At 70.4% G+C, this 17,154-nt stretch carries 19 protein-coding genes; 13 read left to right on the top strand and 6 right to left on the bottom strand.

What is annotated here, in order from left to right; all coding sequences use genetic code 11:
* Positions 1-81 precede the first annotated feature (81 nt).
* The 6 genes from EIL87_RS09480 (at position 82) to EIL87_RS09505 (ending at position 6,241) form a co-directional block, all read left to right on the top strand.
* Complete coding sequence (locus EIL87_RS09480) at positions 82-1,170, top strand: acyl-CoA dehydrogenase family protein (protein ID WP_125089842.1); 1,089 nt, start codon at positions 82-84, stop codon at positions 1,168-1,170.
* Positions 1,167-2,756, top strand: a complete 1,590-nt coding sequence (locus EIL87_RS09485; protein WP_125089843.1) for a long-chain-fatty-acid--CoA ligase — start codon at positions 1,167-1,169, stop codon at positions 2,754-2,756. The genes EIL87_RS09480 and EIL87_RS09485 overlap by 4 nt, the downstream gene beginning before the upstream one ends.
* Positions 2,757-2,861: 105 nt before the next feature.
* The gene (locus EIL87_RS09490) at positions 2,862-4,019 is read left to right on the top strand and encodes a Rieske 2Fe-2S domain-containing protein (RefSeq protein ID WP_125089844.1); all 1,158 of its coding nucleotides are present in this window, start codon (positions 2,862-2,864) and stop codon (positions 4,017-4,019) included.
* Positions 4,016-4,315, top strand: a complete 300-nt coding sequence (locus tag EIL87_RS09495; RefSeq protein ID WP_125089845.1) for a hypothetical protein — start codon at positions 4,016-4,018, stop codon at positions 4,313-4,315. Before EIL87_RS09490 ends, EIL87_RS09495 begins: the two co-directional genes overlap by 4 nt.
* 195 nt (positions 4,316-4,510) lie before the next feature.
* Positions 4,511-5,137, top strand: a complete 627-nt coding sequence (gene kstR, locus EIL87_RS09500) for a cholesterol catabolism transcriptional regulator KstR (RefSeq protein WP_125089846.1) — start codon at positions 4,511-4,513, stop codon at positions 5,135-5,137.
* A 534-nt stretch (positions 5,138-5,671) separates the two neighbouring features.
* Entirely contained in the window at positions 5,672-6,241 is a 570-nt protein-coding gene (locus EIL87_RS09505; RefSeq protein WP_125089847.1) for a TetR/AcrR family transcriptional regulator, read from the top strand.
* Here EIL87_RS09505 and EIL87_RS09510 read toward each other — a convergent pair.
* Together EIL87_RS09510 and EIL87_RS09515 are read right to left on the bottom strand one after the other, a co-directional pair.
* The gene (locus tag EIL87_RS09510) at positions 6,207-7,205 is read right to left on the bottom strand and encodes an ABC transporter ATP-binding protein (protein WP_125089848.1); all 999 of its coding nucleotides are present in this window, start codon (positions 7,203-7,205) and stop codon (positions 6,207-6,209) included. The genes EIL87_RS09505 and EIL87_RS09510 overlap by 35 nt on opposite strands.
* Before the next feature lie 155 nt (positions 7,206-7,360).
* Positions 7,361-8,122 carry a glucose 1-dehydrogenase gene (locus EIL87_RS09515; protein ID WP_125089849.1) on the bottom strand — a complete coding sequence of 254 codons (762 nt, stop codon included), beginning with the start codon at positions 8,120-8,122 and terminating at the stop codon, positions 7,361-7,363.
* A gap of 169 nt (positions 8,123-8,291) precedes the next feature.
* Between EIL87_RS09515 and EIL87_RS09520 the strand changes: the two genes are divergently transcribed.
* The 7 genes from EIL87_RS09520 to EIL87_RS09550 are packed head-to-tail and all read left to right on the top strand — an operon-like array spanning position 8,292 to position 13,064.
* Entirely contained in the window at positions 8,292-9,485 is a 1,194-nt protein-coding gene (locus EIL87_RS09520) for a cytochrome P450 (RefSeq protein ID WP_125089850.1), read from the top strand.
* 2 nt (positions 9,486-9,487) lie between these two features.
* Entirely contained in the window at positions 9,488-10,267 is a 780-nt protein-coding gene (locus tag EIL87_RS09525; protein ID WP_125089851.1) for an SDR family oxidoreductase, read from the top strand.
* A complete protein-coding gene (locus tag EIL87_RS09530; protein WP_125089852.1) occupies positions 10,264-11,619 on the top strand; it encodes a cytochrome P450 in 1,356 nt (451 codons plus the stop codon). Before EIL87_RS09525 ends, EIL87_RS09530 begins: the two co-directional genes overlap by 4 nt.
* Entirely contained in the window at positions 11,619-11,813 is a 195-nt protein-coding gene (locus EIL87_RS09535) for a ferredoxin (RefSeq protein ID WP_125089853.1), read from the top strand. The genes EIL87_RS09530 and EIL87_RS09535 overlap by 1 nt, the downstream gene beginning before the upstream one ends.
* A gap of 1 nt (position 11,814) precedes the next feature.
* A complete protein-coding gene (locus EIL87_RS09540; protein WP_125089854.1) occupies positions 11,815-12,366 on the top strand; it encodes a Cif family virulence factor in 552 nt (183 codons plus the stop codon).
* Positions 12,367-12,388: 22 nt separating this feature from the next.
* A complete protein-coding gene (locus EIL87_RS09545; protein WP_125089855.1) occupies positions 12,389-12,577 on the top strand; it encodes a ferredoxin in 189 nt (62 codons plus the stop codon).
* A 4-nt stretch (positions 12,578-12,581) separates the two neighbouring features.
* Complete coding sequence (locus tag EIL87_RS09550) at positions 12,582-13,064, top strand: nitroreductase family deazaflavin-dependent oxidoreductase (protein ID WP_125089856.1); 483 nt, start codon at positions 12,582-12,584, stop codon at positions 13,062-13,064.
* A 1,137-nt stretch (positions 13,065-14,201) separates the two neighbouring features.
* Here EIL87_RS09550 and EIL87_RS09555 read toward each other — a convergent pair.
* The 4 genes from EIL87_RS09555 to EIL87_RS09570 are packed head-to-tail and all read right to left on the bottom strand — an operon-like array spanning position 14,202 to position 17,006.
* A complete protein-coding gene (locus EIL87_RS09555; RefSeq protein ID WP_125089857.1) occupies positions 14,202-15,050 on the bottom strand; it encodes an LLM class F420-dependent oxidoreductase in 849 nt (282 codons plus the stop codon).
* Positions 15,047-15,406 (bottom strand): carboxymuconolactone decarboxylase family protein, encoded by a 360-nt coding sequence (locus EIL87_RS09560; RefSeq protein WP_125089858.1) that lies wholly within the window; start codon positions 15,404-15,406, stop codon positions 15,047-15,049. Before EIL87_RS09560 ends, EIL87_RS09555 begins: the two co-directional genes overlap by 4 nt.
* Positions 15,403-16,257, bottom strand: coding sequence for an NAD(P)-dependent oxidoreductase (locus EIL87_RS09565; RefSeq protein WP_125089859.1), 855 nt, complete (start codon positions 16,255-16,257; stop codon positions 15,403-15,405). Before EIL87_RS09565 ends, EIL87_RS09560 begins: the two co-directional genes overlap by 4 nt.
* Entirely contained in the window at positions 16,254-17,006 is a 753-nt protein-coding gene (locus EIL87_RS09570) for an SDR family oxidoreductase (protein ID WP_125089860.1), read from the bottom strand. The genes EIL87_RS09565 and EIL87_RS09570 overlap by 4 nt, the downstream gene beginning before the upstream one ends.
* Positions 17,007-17,154: the final 148 nt, after the last annotated feature.

Consider the following 17,154-nt stretch of genomic DNA (forward strand, 5'->3'; position numbering starts at 1 on the left):
CCCGGGGCGGTCCCCGCGGAACTGATCCCGGCGGCGGCACTTCCACGGCAGCTGCCCCCCACCCACCTCCCAGGAGGCGACATGGACTTCACCCCCACCGAGGCCCAGGAGGACCTGGCCGGGCTGGTCGGGCGCATCCTCGGTGACAAGGTCACCAACGAGCGGCTGCGCGAGGTCGAGGCGCAGCAGGACCGCTTCGACCGGGCCCTGTGGGCCGAGCTGGCCAAGGCCGACGTGCTCGCCGCCGCGCTGCCCGACGGCGGCTTCGGGCTGCTGGAGCAGTGCAGCGTGCTGATCGAGATCGGCCGCGCCGTGGCTCCGGTGCCCTACCTGCCCTCGATCACGATGGGTGCGACGACGCTGGCCGAGTTCGGCACCGATGAGCACCGGCGGCGCTGGGTCGAACCCGCCGCGCGAGGGGAGGTCGTGCTCACCGCCGCGCTCAGCGAGGAAGGAGGCACCGACCCCGGCGCTCCCGTCACCCGCGCCGAGCGCGACGGCGAGGACTGGGTGCTCACCGGCACCAAGGTGAACGTGCCCGCGGGCCCGATCGCCGACCTCGTCCTCGTTCCCGCGACCACCGACGACGGGCCGCGGCTCTTCCTCGTCGCGCCCGGCGACCCGGGTGCCGAAGTGCTGCGCCAGGAGGTCGTCGACGGCGACGACGAGGGCTGGTTGTCGCTGTCCGGCGTGCGCATCAGCGGGGACGACGTGCTCGGTGCCGAGGCGCTGCACCAGTTGGTCGTGCGGGCGACGATCGGCGTGTGCGCGGTGCAGGTCGGCGTGCTCTCCGGCGCGCTGGAGCGCACCAGCGCCTACGCCGGGGAGCGCGTGCAGTTCGGCCGGCCGATCGGCACCTTCCAGGCGGTCGCGCAGCGGCTGGCCGACGGGTTCATCGACGTCGAGGCGGCGAAGCTGACGCTCTGGCAGGCCGCGTGGCGCGCCTCCGAAGGACTGCCGTGCGCGGAAGAGGCCGCCACCGCGAAGTTCTGGGCCTCCGAGGCCGGGCACCGCGTGGCGCACACCGCCGTCCACGTGCACGGTGGGGTGGGCATCGACCTCGACCACGAGCTGCACCGCTACTTCGTGGCGGCCAAGCGCGGCGAGTTCGCCCTGGGAGGCGCCACGACCCAGCTGCGCCGGATCGGCGCGGCCCTGGCGGCGCGATGAGCTCCCCGCTGGACCGGCCGGAGGTCATGCCCACGGTCACCGAACTGCTGCTGGCCAGGGCTGATGACGGAGGTCCCGGCCTGCGCACCGCGGACCGCGAGTGGACCTGGGCCGAGCACGTGCGGCGCAGCGCGGAGCACGCCGCACTGCTGCGCGAACTGCTTGCCGGCGATGCGCCCCCGCACATCGGCGTGCTGCTGGACAACGTCCCGGAGTTCTCGTTCCTGCTCGGTGGTGCAGCGCTGTCGGGTGCGGTGGTGGTGGGCCTCAACCCGACCCGGCGTGGCACCGCGCTGGAGCGCGACATCCGGTTGGCCGACTGCCGGGTCGTGCTCGCCGACGCCGCCTACGCACCCCTGCTCGACGGGCTGGACCTGAGCGGGGTGCACGTGTTCTCGCTGGAGTCCTGGCGCGCGGAGGTCGCCCGCCACGCGGGCGCGGAACTGGACCCGGTGCCCGCGACCGGCGAGGACCTGCTCGCGCTGGTGTTCACCTCCGGCACCGGCGGCGATCCGAAGGCGGTGCGCTGCACGCACGCCAAGATCGCCTTCCCGGGCCGGATGCTGGCCGAGCGCTTCGGACTCGGCGGCGAGGACGTCACCTACATCTCGATGCCGCTGTTCCACTCCAACGCCTTGATGGCGGGCTGGTCGGTCGGCCTGGCGGCGGGCGCGACGCTGGCGCTGCGACCGAAGTTCTCGGCCTCGGGTTTCCTCCCGGACGTGCGCCGGTTCGGCGCGACCTACGCCAACTACGTCGGCACCCCGCTGTCCTACGTCCTGGCCACCCCGCCGAAGGCCGACGACGCCGACAACCCGCTGCGCGTGGTCTACGGCAACGAGGGCAACCAGCGCGACATCACGCGCTTCGCCGAGCGCTTCGGCTGCCACGTCGTCGACGGCTTCGGTTCCTCGGAAGGCGGCATCGCGGTCACCCGCACCCCGGACACCCCACAGGGCGCGCTCGGACGGGTCACCGACGGTGTCGCCGTCCTCGACCCGGACACCGGGAAACCCTGCCCACCGGCCGATTTCGACTCCGCGGGTCGGCTGCTCAACGGTGACGAGGCGATCGGCGAGCTGGTGAACACGACCGGCCCCGGCTGGTTCGCCGGGTACTACGGAGCACCGGAGGCCGACGCGCAGCGGATGCGCGAGGGCATGTACTGGAGCGGCGACCTCGGCTACCTCGACGCGGACGGGTTCTGCTACTTCGCGGGCCGCTCGGGAGACTGGCTGCGGGTCGACGGCGAGAACCTCGGCACGGCACCGATCGAGCGCGTTCTGCTGCGCCACCCGCACATCCGCGAAGCCGCGGTCTACGCGGTGCCTGCCGAGGTGGGCGATGCGGTGATGGCGGCGATCACCACCACCGACGACTTCGACCCGGCGGGCTTGGCCGGGTTCCTCGGCGCACAGGGCGATCTGGGCCCGAAGCAGTGGCCCCGCCACGTCCGGCTGGTGGCCGAACTGCCCCGGACGTCGACCCACAAGGTGCTCAAGCGGGAGTTGGCGGCCGAAGGGGTCCGCGCCTCGGACCCGGTCTGGTCGCGCTGCGGCGACACCTACGAGCCGCGTACCCTATAACATGTTCTACTTTGTGCACCGAATGGATGAGGCTATCAGATAGCACATCCGAACCGATTTCCTATAACCTGTTTCAACACGACTCGTGACTGATGGAGGGACGCGATGAGCGGGACGGAGCGTGAGCACGGGGTGCGCACGATCGATGCCGGTGCCCCGCCACAACGGTTCGCCCGGGGGTGGCACTGCCTGGGCCCCGTCGAGGAGTTCCGAGACGGCAAGCCGCACGCCGTGCACGCCTTCGGAACCAAGCTGGTGGTCTTCGCCGACAGCCAGGGCGCGCTGCACGTGCTCGACGGCTACTGCAGGCACATGGGCGGCGACCTCACCCAGGGCGAGATCAAGGGCGACTCGGTCGCGTGCCCGTTCCACGACTGGCGCTGGGGCGGCACCGGCCGCTGCACCTCCATCCCCTACGCCAAGCGGGTTCCCAGCCGCGCGCGGACCCGCTCCTGGCTGACCCTGGAGGAGAACAAGCAGCTGTTCGTCTACCACGACCCGCAGGGCAACCCGCCTCCGCCGGAGGTCACGATCCCGCGGATCGACGAGGTCTTCACCAACGAGTGGTCGAACTGGACCTGGGACCGGGTGCAGATCGACAACTCGAACTGCCGCGAGATCATCGACAACGTCGTGGACATGGCGCACTTCTTCTACGTGCACTTCGCGTTCCCGACCTACTTCAAGAACATCTTCGAAGGCCACGTCGCCACCCAGTACCTGCACTCGCGCGGTCGCCCGGACGTGGGCGCCTCGCAGGGCAACTACGCCGGTGACGACACCACGCTGCGCTCCGAGGCCAGCTACTACGGGCCCTCGTACATGATCAACCGGCTGTGGACCGAGTTCAAGGGCACGCCGATCGACGCCTACCTCATCAACTGCCACTACCCGGTCTCCCCGACGAGCTTCGTGCTGCAGTGGGGCGTGTCGGTGAAGAAGCTGCCCGGTCTCGACGACGAGCAGGCGGACATGGTCGCCGGGAAGTTCGCCAAGTCCTTCGGGGTCGGCTTCCTGCAGGACGTGGAGATCTGGAAGAACAAGACGCGGATCGACAACCCGCTGCTGGTCGAGGAGGACGGCCCGGTCTACCAGCTCCGGCGCTGGTACGACCAGTTCTACGTGGACGTCGAGGACGTCACCGAGGACATGGCCGCCCGCTTCGAGTTCGAGGTGGACACCACCCGCGCCGTGCAGGCCTGGGAGGCCGAGGTCGCCGAGAACCTCGCCCGCCGCGAAGCCGAAGAGGTCGGCAAGCCATGACGGCCGCCCGCACCGACGTCCCGCCCAGCACCACCGCCGACCAGCGGCTGTACCTGGAGGGAGGCCTGCGCCCGCTGCCCTGCACCACGTGCGGGGTGCGGGTGCTGGTCAAGAAGCTCAGCCCGGAGCAGACCAGCATCCAGTGGACCACCTCCACCGAGCAGTGCCCGGAGATCTCCGCGCGCATCGCCGAGGGCGAGCACCCAGCGCTGGTCGACACCTGCCCGCGGTTGCGCGCCACCATCGAGCACGCCATCAGCGAAGGGCTCCTCGAAGTCCCGGATCCCGGTGAATGACGTGCCACCGACACCAGCGTCCCGGGGTGCGGCGGAGCCGCTGTTCCCGGTGTGGGACTCAGCTCGCACCGCAGGTCCGGTGCGGCTTCGCGGCGAGCGCGCCGTGGCGCGTGCACCAGGAGGGGCGCGCGGAACCACGGAGCGAGTCCCGAACGAGGAGCGAGTCCCGAACGAGGAGCGAGGAGCTCTACGTCGATGACTTCTGCGGCCAACCGGAACGGCCAGGGCGGCAACGCGCTCAACGCGATGGCCGAGGACGAGCTCACCGCCGGGGCTCAGCGCGACCGCCGCAAGCGGATCATCGACGCGACGATGGCCCTGGCCGACAAGGGCGGGTTCGACGCGGTGCAGATGCGCGCCGTGGCCGAGCGCGCCGACGTCGCCCTGGGCACGCTGTACCGCTACTTCCCCTCCAAGGTCCACCTGCTGGTGGCCAGCCTGGTGCGCGAGCTCGAACGCATCCAGGAGCGCCTGGACCGGGCCCCGGTCCGCGGTGAATCACCTTACGAGCGGCTGCTGTTCGTGCTCGGCCGGCTCACCCGCGCCTTCCAGCGCAACCCCAACCTCTCCGAGGCGGTGACCCGCGCGCTGATGTCGGCCGACGCCTCGGCGGCGACCGAGGTCGACGCGGCGAACCGGATGATGGAGGGCATGTTCATCGCGGTGATGAGCGAGGGTGAGCCCAGCGACGAGCAGGTGGCGGTCGCCCGCGTGATCGGCGACGTGTGGCTGTCGAACCTCGTGGCCTGGGTGACCCGCCGGGCCTCCGCCACCGACGTCTCCCGCCGCCTGGAACTCACGGTCAGACTCCTCCTCCGCTGAAACCCAGCGGGTGGACGCGTACGACGCGCGCGCGTCGGCGGCGGTGGAACCGAAGTGGTTCCTGCAGGCTCCGCGACCCCTCAGCGGCCGCGAGCAGCGTGGTCAGACGCTCCTCCACGCCACCACGGCGAGGAAGATCAGCCCTCCACGACAACGACATGTCGTGCCTCGCGGCGGAACTCCTCAGTGGAGCTCCGCTGCTCACGGCGAACCGAGGAGGTTCGGGTCTCGCGGTGGTCACTCCCGACCCGGGCAACCCGGCGATCAGGGCTGGAAAACGGGAGTGGACCCGGTGCTCCCACGACCCGGAAGCACACGGCACCGGTTCTTCTGCGGCGTGGGACGAGCGGTGAGCGGTTCGCCACGCCCCACCTCGGCGGTCGGTCCCGGCGCGGGTGTCGCGCGGCGTCGTGGCCGTGCACACCACGACGCCGTTCGTGACAGGCGGCAGGAGCGGTGCGCGGAGGTGGTGCGGCTCGGGTTCCCAGCCCCGCACCGTCCAGGGAGACGACCGACAAGCGTTAGGCTCGAACCATGACCGAACCCGTCCGCCAGTTCGTCGAGGGCAGGCGCGCCGACACCGTTCGCCGGTTGCTGGACGCCACCGTCGAGGAGCTGGTGGAGCGCGGCTTCGGCTCGATGACCGTGCGGTCGGTGGCCGAACGTGCCGCGGTCTCCCGGGCGACCGCCTACTCCTACTTCTCCTCCAAGGAACACCTGGTCACGGCCGTGTTCTGGAAGCGCGTCCAGGCGTTGCCGCCCAGCGGTGACGCCCGCACCGGCAAGCCGGGCGAGGACGTGGCCCGGGCGGTGGACACGATCGCGCAGATGCTGGCCGCCGAGTCCGCGCTGGTCCAGGCGTGCACGACGGCGCTGCTGGCCGACCAGCAGGAGGTCAAGCGGCTCCGCGACGAGATCGGTCGTGAGGTCTACCGCAGGCTCGCCGACGCCGTCGGTGACGCCGACCCGTCGGCGCTGGACGCCGTCATGACCGCGTTCGTCGGATCGCTGGTGCTGGCGGGCAGCGGCTACCTGCCGATGGAGCAGCTGGCCTCGCACCTGGCGGGCATCACCGACCGGGTGTTGCCGCCGGCTGGGAGTTGATGCTGCGCAGCACGCTGTCGCGTGCTGCGGGCGGGAGGTCGTCGAGCATCCCGAGCACCCGGTCCTGCCTGCGCCGCACCGCTCGGCGTTCCGGCAGTCCCTCGCTGACCGGCAGCTGCGGCGGCACGCCGGTGACCTGCTGCTCGGCGGCGATCCGGCCGCTGGCCAGCCACTGCTTCTCGCGGTCGATGCTGGCCTGGTCCTTCTCCTCGCTCATCCCGATCGGCCCGGTCCGGTGCCCACCGAGGAACTGCGACACCACGGGTTCTTCGCTGGTCAGCAGCACTTCGCGGGGCCCGAAGAGGACGAGTTCGCGGCGGAAGAGCATGCCGAGGTTGTCCGGAACGGTGCGCGCGACGTTGATGTTGTGGGTGACGATGAGGATCGTGGCGTCCAGCTGCGCGTTGATGTCGATGAGCAGCTGCGAGAGGTAGGCGGTGCGCACGGGGTCCAGCCCGGAGTCCGGCTCGTCGCAGAGGATGATCTCCGGGTCGAGGACGAGCGCGCGGGCCAGTCCGGCGCGCTTGCGCATGCCACCCGAGATCTCGCCGGGAAGCTTGTCCTCCGCGCCGCTCAGGCCGACCATCTCCATGCGTTCCAGCACGATCCGGCGGATCTCGGCCTCAGTCTTGCGGGTGTGCTCGCGCAGCGGGAAGGCGACGTTGTCGAACAGGTCCATCGATCCGAACAGCGCGCCGTCCTGGAACAGCACCCCGAAGAGCTTGCGGATCTCGTAGAGGTCGTGCTCGCTGCACGAGCAGATGTCCACCCCGTTGACCAGGCACCGCCCGGTCTCGGGCTTGAGCAGACCGATCATCGACTTGAGGAACACGGACTTGCCGGTCCCCGACGGGCCGAGCAAGGCCGAGACCTCTCCCGGTGGCAGCGTGAAGTCCACGTCCCGCCAGATCGTCTGCGGCCCGAAGGACTTGCTCAACCCCTCGATCACCACTTCAGCACCCATGCTGCCGCACTCCTCACGTCGACGTCGCTGTCGCCGGGCCGAGCACGTCCCGCGCGGGATGCCCTGCCCTCCTGGCTCCGATGCCGGGCTGCGCCTCGGCACGGTCGATCCTGGTCGGGGCTCTGCTCTGCAGACGGTGGAGTCGGACGGGGTGGTCAGCGGCGGTAGTAGGCGTGGGTGGCCGTGGCACCGCCGTCGGCGACGAACTCGGCGCCCGTGCAGTAACGGCTCTCGTCGCCGGCGAGGAAGACGACCAGCCCGACGATGTCCTCGGGTTGGCCGACGCGGCCCAGCGGGACCATCTCGCCGACCGGGGTGAGGTCGGTGTCCTCACCGGTGAACTGCCGCGTCATGCCGGTGTCGAACATGCCCGGGTGCACGGAGTTCACGCGGATGTTCCGCGGACCGAGCTCGGTGGCTGCGGCCTTGGTCATGCCCCGGATCGCGAACTTGCTCGCGGTGTAGGCGATGAGCTGCGGCATGCCGCCGAGGCCTTCGACCGAGGAGAAGTTGACGATCGACCCCCCGCCGGCCGCCGTCAGCGCCGGGGTCGCCGCGCGCATGCCCAGGAAGGTGCCGAACTGGTTGACCCGCACGATGCGCTCGTAGTCGGCCAGCGAGGTCTCCTCCAGCGCGGAGAACATCAGCACGCCGGCGTTGTTGACCAGGACGTCGAGCCGTCCGAAGCGTTCGGTGGCCCGGTCGACGGCGGCGCTCCAATCGTGCTCGTCGGAGACGTCGAGGTGGACGTAGCTGGCGGAGTCGCCGAGCTCGTCGGCGAGTTCCTTGCCCGGCGCGTCGAGGAGGTCCCCGATGACCACCGAGGCACCTTCGGCGACGAAGCCGCGCGCGATGGCCGCGCCCTGTCCTCGCGCCCCTCCGGTGACCAGCGCGACCTTTCCCGCGAGTCGTCCCATTCGCCACCCTCCCTGCCGAGCCGAACCCGTCCACGCACGAGACTAGAACACGTTCTCGACAAAAGGGAACCCACCGCGCAGCACAGGCCGAAAACCGGATGAACGTGTTCTCGATTCAGCCGCGAGCAGGGTTGCCGGCCCGCACTGCGCCGTACTAGTGTCTGGACACATGTCCAGTGGTGTCGTGTTCAGCCCGTACGACTACGCCGTGCACGCCGACCCGTACCCGGTCTACGCGCGGTTGCGCGACGAGGCACCGGTCTACCGCAACGACGAGCTCGACTTCTGGGCGCTGTCCCGGCACCAGGACGTCGCCGCGCTGTTCCGGGACAACACCCGGCTGTCCAACGCCAACGGCGTCTCGCTGGACCCCGCGGCCTGGGGCCCCTACGCGCACAAGACGATGTCGTTCCTCGCGATGGACGACCCCCGGCACAACCGGCTGCGTTCGCTGGTCTCCCGCGGCTTCACGCCGCGCCGGGTCCGCGACCTGCAACCCCGCATCCTCGAACTCGCCCGCCACCACCTGCGTCCCGCGCTGGAGAGCGGCGAGTTCGACTTCGTGGCCGACTTCGCGGGCAAGTTCCCGATGGACGTCATCTCCGAGCTGATGGGCGTGCCGGAAGCCGACCGCGCGCGGTTGCGCGAGCTCGCAGACACCGTGATGCACCGCGAGGAAGGCGTCACCGACGTGCCGCAGGCGGCGATGGAGGCCTCGCTGCACCTGGTCGGCTACTACGCCGACATGCTCGCCGAACGGCGCCGCGAGCGCACCGACGACCTCACCTCCGCGCTGCTGGAGGCCGAGGTCGACGGCGACCGGCTCAACGACGAGGAGATCATCGCGTTCCTGTTCCTGATGGTCGTCGCGGGCAACGAGACGACCACGAAACTGCTGGCCAACGCCGTGTACTGGGCGCACCGCAACCCGCACGAGCAGGCCAAGCCGTTCGCCGACCCGGCCCGGGTCACCGACTGGATCGAGGAGACGCTGCGCTACGACACCTCCAGCCAGATGGTCGCCCGCACCGCCACCGAGGACCTCTTGCTGCACGGCACCACGGTCCCGGCCGGTTCCCGCGTGCTGCTGCTGATCGGGGCGGCCAACCGCGATCCGCGCGCCTTCGACGACGCCGACCGCTACGACCTCGACCGCAGCACCGACACCCAGATCGTCAGCTTCGGCGGCGGCACGCACTTCTGCCTCGGCGCGCACTTGGCGCGGCTGGAAGCGCGCATCGCGCTGACCGAGTTCGTCGAGCTGGTCAAGGCCTACGACGTCGACACCGACCGCGCGCAGCGGGTGCACTCCAGCAACGTGCGCGGTTTCGCGACCCTGCCCGTTCGCGTGGAAAGCAGGTAGCCATGCCCAGGTTCGAGCCCCACCCGCAACGCAGGCCGACCGCGGTCGCCGGCGCGTCGGCCGGGATCGGCGCCGCCACCGCGCAGGCGCTCGCCGCCTCCGGGCACCCGGTGGCACTCGGTGCGCGCCGCGTCGACAAGTGCCGGGAGCTGGCCGAGAAGATCCGCGCCGACGGAGGTCACGCCCTCGCCGTGCCGCTGGACGTCACCGACGAGGGCTCCGTGGACGCCTTCGCCTCCACCGTCGCCGAGGAGTTCGGTGAGGTCGAGATCCTGGTCTACGGCGCGGGAGATCTCGACGCCGACCTGGTCCACGAGATGGACGGCGAGCGCTTCCACGCTCAGCTGGACGTGCACCTCGGCGGTGCGCACCGGCTGGTCTCGCGCATCGTGCCCGGCATGGTCGAACGACGGCGCGGCGACGTGGTGTTCATCGGCTCCGACGTGGTGCCCCAACCCCGACCGCGGATGGGCGCCTACGTGCCCGCCAAGGCCGGCTTGGAGGCGATGGCGCGCACGATGCGGATGGAGCTGGAGGGCACCGGGGTGCGCGCCAGCGTCGTGCGGCCCGGGCCGACCGCGACCTCGATGGGCGTGAAGTGGGACGAGAAGACCACGGAAGCGGTGCTCAACGACTGGGTGAGGTGGGGACTGGCACGGCACCCGTACTTCCTGCGCGCCTCCGACATCGCCGACGCCGTGCACCACGTGGTGTCGGCACCGCGCGGCGTGCACCTGACCTTGATCGAGGTCGAGCCCGAAGCCCCGTTGGAGGAACGATGACCTTGCTCGCTCCGAAGCGAGTTTCCGGTGGCCACGACGAGCACGGCCACCTCGACGAGTTGCGCACCGACCCGATCGGGCTGATGCGCCGGGTCCGCGAGGAGTGCGGCGACGTGGGCACCTTCGACCTGGCCGGGCGCCGGGTGGTGCTGCTGTCGGGCTCCGAGGCCAACGAGTTCTTCTTCCGCGCCTCCGACGAGGACCTGGACCAGGCGGCCGCTTATCCGTTCATGACCCCGATCTTCGGGCAGGGCGTGGTCTTCGACGCCCCGCCGGAGCGGCGCAAGGAGATGCTGCACAACCAGGCGCTGCGCGGCGAGCAGATGCGCGGCCACGCCCAGACCATCGACGCCGAGATCGCGCGCATGGTGGCCGACTGGGGTGACGAGGGCGAGATCGACCTGCTGGACTTCTTCGCCGAGCTGACCATCTACACCTCCTCGGCGTGCCTGATCGGCAAGCGGTTCCGCGATCAGCTCGACCACCGCTTCGCCGAGCTCTACCACGACCTCGAGCGCGGGACGGACGCGTTGGCCTACGTCGACCCGCACGCCCCGATCGAGAGCTTCCGGCGGCGGGACGAGGCGCGGGCCGGGCTGGTGCGGCTGGTGCAGGAGATCATGGATGGCCGGGCCGCCGTCCCGAAGCCACCGCGCGACGAACGGGACATGCTCGACGTGCTGATGTCGGTCCGCGACGAGGCCGGTGAGCTGCGGTTCAGCGCCGACGAGATCACCGGCATGTTCATCTCCATGATGTTCGCCGGGCACCACACCAGCTCCGGGACGGCCGCGTGGACGCTGATCGAGCTGCTGCGCAACCCGGACGTGCTGGGCGGGGTGGTCACCGAGCTCGACGAGCTCTACGCCGACGGCTCCGAGGTGAGTTTCCGCTCGCTGCGGGCCATCCCGCTGCTGGAGGGGGCGATCAAGGAAGCGCTGCGGTTGCACCCGCCGCTGATCCTGCTGCTGCGGGTCGCGCAAGACGACTTCGACGTGCGGGGGCACCGCATCGAGCGGGGTGATTTCGTCGCGGCGACGCCGGCGATCTCCAACCGGATCCCGGAGGACTTCCCCGCCCCCGACGCCTTCCAACCGGAGCGCTACGCCGAACCGCGGCAGGAGGACCTGGTCAACCGCTGGACGTGGATTCCCTTCGGCGCCGGCCGGCACCGCTGCGTCGGAGCGGCGTTCGCGATGATGCAGCTCAAGGCGATCTTCTCGGTGTTGCTGCGGGACTTCAGCTTCGAGCTCGCTCAGCCCCCGGAGTCCTACCGCAACGACCACTCGAAGATGGTCGTCCAGCTCGCACAGCCGTGCCGGGTGACCTACCGCCGCCGGAAGGAGTCCTGATGCGCGTCGTCTGCGACCTCGACCTGTGCCAGGGGCACGCGATGTGCGAAGTGGAGGCGCCGGACGTGTTCTCGGTGCCCAAGCGGGGCAAGGTCGAAGTGCTGGTCAGCGAACCGCCCGCGGACCTGCGGGGTGAAGTCGAACGCGCTGTGCGGGAGTGCCCCACGCAGGCGTTGAGCATCGAGGAGGCTTGACATGCCCGCATACCCTCGGGAAGAACTGGAGCGCATGGTCCAGCTCTGGCTGGACGAGAACGAGCGGTGCGAACGGCTCGGAGACTGGAAACCGTTGGCGCAGCTCTACACCGAGGACGCCACCTACGGGTGGAACACCGGGCCCAACGAGGACTTCATGACGGTGGGCCGCGACGAGATCCGCGACATCGCGCTGGGCGTGGAGATGGAGGGGCTGCAGGGGTGGAGCTACCCGTACCAGCGGGTGCTCATCGACGACGAGCTGGGTGAGGTCATCGGGTTGTGGAAGCAGATCGCCGACGCGAAGCGATCGGACGGCACGCCGTACCAGGTCGCAGGCATCGGCGGCAGCTGGTTCCGCTACGGCGGGAACATGCGGTGGTCGTGGCAGCGGGACTTCTTCGACTTCGGCAACGCCGCGCACCTGTTCCTGGAGATGATCAAGGCGGACGTGCTCTCACCCGGCATGAAGAAGCGCATGGAGGTCGCCACGTCCGGCGTGCCGCAGCCCGGTCACTACCGCCGGGGCACGGCACCGGTCGAACTGTGGTGACCCGCGACGAACGGGAGTACCGATGAGGATCGTGGTCGACTTCGACCTGTGCGAGGCCAACGGCATGTGCGAGGCCGTGGCACCCGACGTCTTCGAGATCGACGAGGACGACAACCTGCACATCATCGCCGAACCCACTCCGGAGCTGCGAGACTCCATCGAGCAGGCGGTGCAGTCCTGCCCGAAGGCCGCCCTGTCGCTGGAGGACTGAGCGGATGCCGAAACAACGCCCTCCGCAGTTGGATTCGCCGAAGGTCCGCACGGTCATCAAGGCGGCCTCGCGCGCCAACACCAGGCTCTACCGGCTCACCGGTGGACTGGTGGGCAGCACGTGGCGGATCGGCAGCGCGTTCCCCCGTGGCGTCCCGATGTGCCTGCTGACCACCACCGGCAAGCGCAGCGGTCAGCCCAGGACGGCTCCGCTGCTGCACATGCGCGACGGTGACCGGGTTGTCCTGGTCGCTTCCCAGGGCGGTCTGCCGCGCCACCCGGACTGGTACCACAACGTGCGGACGAACCCGGAGGTCACGGTCCAGGTCAAGCGCGAGGTCCGCCGGATGAAGGCCCGCACGGCCACGCCGGAGGAGCGCGCCGAGCTCTGGCCCCGCCTGGTCGCGATGTACGCGGACTTCGACGACTACCAGTCCTGGACCGACCGCGAGATCCCGGTCGTCATCTGCGAACCCACTCCGACCTGACCCACGAGCCGTGTTCCGCCACGGCACGACCAGGCGGAACACGGCTCCGGGCGGAGCGGGCCACCAGAAGCCGCTCACCGCAGCGGAGGCCCCGTCCCAGGCCCCCGCGCCAAGCAGCAGCGCTCGAATCTCGCGCGAAGTTCGCCGGCCGAAGTTCCCCGTCGAACTTCGCGAGAACTTCGGACGTAGATCTCGAGCGGCACCGCCCCAGGTTCCGAGCGGCCGCCTCAACGGCCGAGCGCCGACCTCCGCCAAGCCCTGGTCGGGATCTGCACCGCCCCCGACGACTGCCAGCCGTGGACCACCCGCACGGACCCGCAGTTCCTCGGCAGCCCACCCCCGACGACCCGAGGCGTGAGCCATTCCCGCCGACAGCGAAGCACGTGCCTCACCACGGGCGAACCATCACGCCGGACCCGGTGCACCAGGCCCGCACCCAGGCAGGTGCGTCCACCACTCTTGCGAACATCGAGGGCGGGAAGTTCCCCGTCGAACTTCGCGAGAACTTCGACGGTGGTACCGAGCCCGCACGCCTCAGGCTCTGAGCGGCCCGCAACAGCCACGCGCCGCGCTCTGCCCGCCCTGGTCGACATGTGCGCCGCCCCTACTACTACCGGCCCTGGACCGACCGCGAGGACCCCGTGGTCATCCGCGGAGCCCGCCCTCCTGCGGGCCCGAGCCGTGAGCCGCTGTGCGCCGTGAGCGGAACACAGCGCCGTGCCTCACCAGGGCAGGCCATCACGCCGGACCCGCTGCACCGGCCCCCGCGGCCGCGCAGCTGTGTTCGACGTTCTCGCGGAGTTCGAGGGCCGAGGTTGGCCGTCGAACTTCGCGGAATCTCGAACGTCGGGCCCAGCCCACCACCGCAGGATCTGCGCGGCTCGCGCCGGCAGCCGCTGTTCCCGGTGTGGGACTCCGCTCGCACCGTTGCACGACCCAGGCGGCTCGCGCCGGCAGCCGCTGTTCCTGGTGTGGGACTCCGCCGGGACCGCCGCAGGTCCGAGCAGCTTCGTGGCGAGTACGCCGCGAAGCCGTGTACCGGACATCCACCAGGAGTGGCGCACGGAGTTGCCGAGCCGCAGTGGTCTCCCTTTTCCAGGTGTTTCTGCTACCCCGCACGGCCGCGGAGCGGTGATATCAACCCACACCGAGTTTGCCTGCGAGGCGGTGGAAGTACTCCTGGACCCACTCCTCCCCCTTCTCGGGGAACCCGAAGAGCGCTTCGGTGACGCCGAGGTCCTCCCAGCGGGCGAGGGTGTCCGGGTCCGGCTTGCCCGCGAGGGCGACGACCTGCGGATCGCCCTCCCTGCCTGCCTCCTTCCAGATCCGCTTGAGCAGGGCGACCTTGTCGTCGATCTCGCCTTCGGTGGGAGTGGTGATCCAACCGTCGGCGGAGCGCGCGATCCAGGTGAAGGTCTTCTCCGTGCCGCCGGCCCCGACGAGGACCGGGGGCCGTGGCTGCTGGACCGGCTTCGGCCAGGCCCAGCTCGGGCCGAAGTCGACGTGGTCGCCGTGGTACTCGGCCTCTTCCTGCGACCACAACTGCTGCATGGCCTCCAGGTACTCCCGCAGCACCGTGCGCCGCTTGGCCTTGGGCACGCCGTGGTGGGTGAGCTCGTCGATGTTCCACCCGTACCCCGCCCCGAGGGTCACGCGGCCGCCCGAGAGGTGGTCGAGGGTGGCGATGGTCTTGGCCAGGGTGATCGGGTCGTGCTCGACCGGCAGCGCCACCGCCGTCGCGAGCCGGATCCGCGAGGTCACCGCGGCCACCATCGACAGCGCCACCCACGGGTCCAGGGTCCGCAGGTAGCGGTCGTCGGGGAGCTCCTCGGTCCCGGTGCCGGGGTGCGCAGCTTCGCGCTTGACCGGGATGTGGGTGTGCTCGGGCACCCAGAAGGAGTGAAAACCGGCCCCCTCGGCGGCCTTCGCGGCGACCGCGGGTGGGAGTCCGCGGTCGCTGGTGAACTGCACGATGCCGTACTTCATGATCGGTCCTCCTCGCCGAGGATCTTCTCGATGCGCATGGTGAACTTCGTGCCCAGCGGCCAGCCGACGTAGTGGGTCAGGAACAGCCCGATCTCGCGCAGCTGCTCGGCGTCGAGCTCCTCGTTGCCCAGAGCCGCCCGCACCTGGATGTCGGCCACGTCGTCGAGGCCTTGTGCCGCCAGAGCGCCCAGCAGCAACAACCGCCGGTCGCGCAGGCTCAAGCCGGGCCGGGACCAGATGTCGGCGAAGAGGTGGTCGACGGTGACGGCGAAGAAGTCCCCGGGCCCGTCGGAGACCTCCCAGCCGTAGACCTCGCCCATCTTGGCCAGTCCGCGTTCGCGCCGCTCGTCCGTCATCGTTCCTCCCGGGCCACGCCGAGACCGTCGGCCAGGTCGTGCAACGCCCGCTCCCCCAGCGGCAGCTCGACGCCGAGCCGCTCGCCGAGCCGCAGCGCGAGCGAGAGGTCCTTCTCGCCCAGGTCCCGGACGTTGCTGAAGATCGGGTACAAACCGTCCGAAGTGGACAACTGGGCGGTGTCCCCGCGCAGCATGATCGCGCCGGGTCCGCCGGTGATCGCGTCGGTGTGCCGCACGACCTGACCGAGCTCCCTCAGGTCGAGCCCGGCTGCTTCGGCGAGCCGCTGGGCCTCGGCCGCAGCGGTGAACGCGACGAAGTGCAGCAGGTTGCGCGCCAGCTTGCAGCGGGTGCCGGCACCGACGCCCCCGGCGTGCAGGACGAGCCCGGCCCAGGGCTCGAACACCTCCCGGCAGCGGTCGAAGGCCTCCTCGGTGCCACCGACCATGACGGCCAGGTCGCCCTGCTCGGCCCCGACCGCTCCCCCGCTGACCGGGGCGTCGACCACCGCGACCCCGCGCAGTGCGGCCAGTTCGGCCAGCCGGGGAGCGGTGCTCTCGTCGATCGTGGAGTGGATCGCCAGGACCGTCCCCTCCGCGGCTCCGGCGAGCAGCCCGTCCGGGCCGCAGACCACCTCCTCGACCTGGGCGTCGTCGCGGACCATCACCGACACGACCTGGGCCTGCCGCGCCACCTCGGCGGGGGTCGTCGCCGAGGTGGCACCACGCTCGACGAACTCGTCGACCGCCCCGGGCCGCACGTCGTGCACGACGAGGCCGCCCGGCCGGCCCAGGAGCTTGCGCGCCATGGGGGCACCGATCTGCCCGAGGCCGAGGAAGCCGACCGCGCTCACGAGCGGATCACCTGCCCGCCATCGACGTTGAAGATCTGCCCGGTGACCCACGCGGCCTCGTCCGACAGCAGGAACAGGCACATGCCCACCAAGTCTTCGGGCTGGCCCATGCGCTTCAACGCCATGCCCTTGACGATCGCCTCGACCATGGAGGGCGGCGTCGTCTCGCGGGTGGCCTCGGTGTCGATCGGACCAGGCGCGATGGCGTTGATGCGCACACCCATGCCGCCGATCTCGTGCGCGAGCTGCTGGGTGAGGCCGTTGACCGCGACCTTGGCCAGCCCGTAGAAGCCGGAGTACACCCAGGCTGCGGTGGAGGACTGGTTCACGACGGAACCGCCACCGCGCGCCTGCATGTGCGGCAAGCAAGCGCGGGTGCACAGCAGCGCCCCGTCCATGTTCACGCTCAGGAACTTCTTGTAGTAGTCCCAGTCCACAGTGCACAACAGGTCGAGCTTCATGCCGCCGTAGATGGCGGCGTTGTTGACCAAGTGGTCGATCCCGCCGAAGCGCTCGACCGCGAACTCCGCCATGGCCGAGGTCGACTCCGGTGAGGAGACGTCGACCTCGACGAACGCGGCGCTGCCGCCCTCGGCGTTGATCCCCTCGGCGACCTCCTCGCCCGCGGTGGTGTTGAGGTCGGCGACCACGACGTGCGCGCCTTCGTCGGCCAGGGCACGCGCGTAGGACTCGCCGATTCCTTGCGCGGCGCCGGTGACGATGGCGACTCGACCTTCGAAACGCCCCACTAGGCCTCCTCACGTTGTTGACCGATCGCTTTGCTGGGCGGAGCGGGCGGCAGAGACCCCGAACGGGGGAGCGCAGCGGCTCCGTGACTCCGTGCGCCACTCCTGATGTGTGTCCGGTACACGGCGTCGCGGCGTACTCGCCACGACG

The sequence above is a fragment of the Saccharopolyspora rhizosphaerae genome, from assembly GCF_003931915.1.
Classification (GTDB): domain Bacteria; phylum Actinomycetota; class Actinomycetes; order Mycobacteriales; family Pseudonocardiaceae; genus Saccharopolyspora; species Saccharopolyspora rhizosphaerae.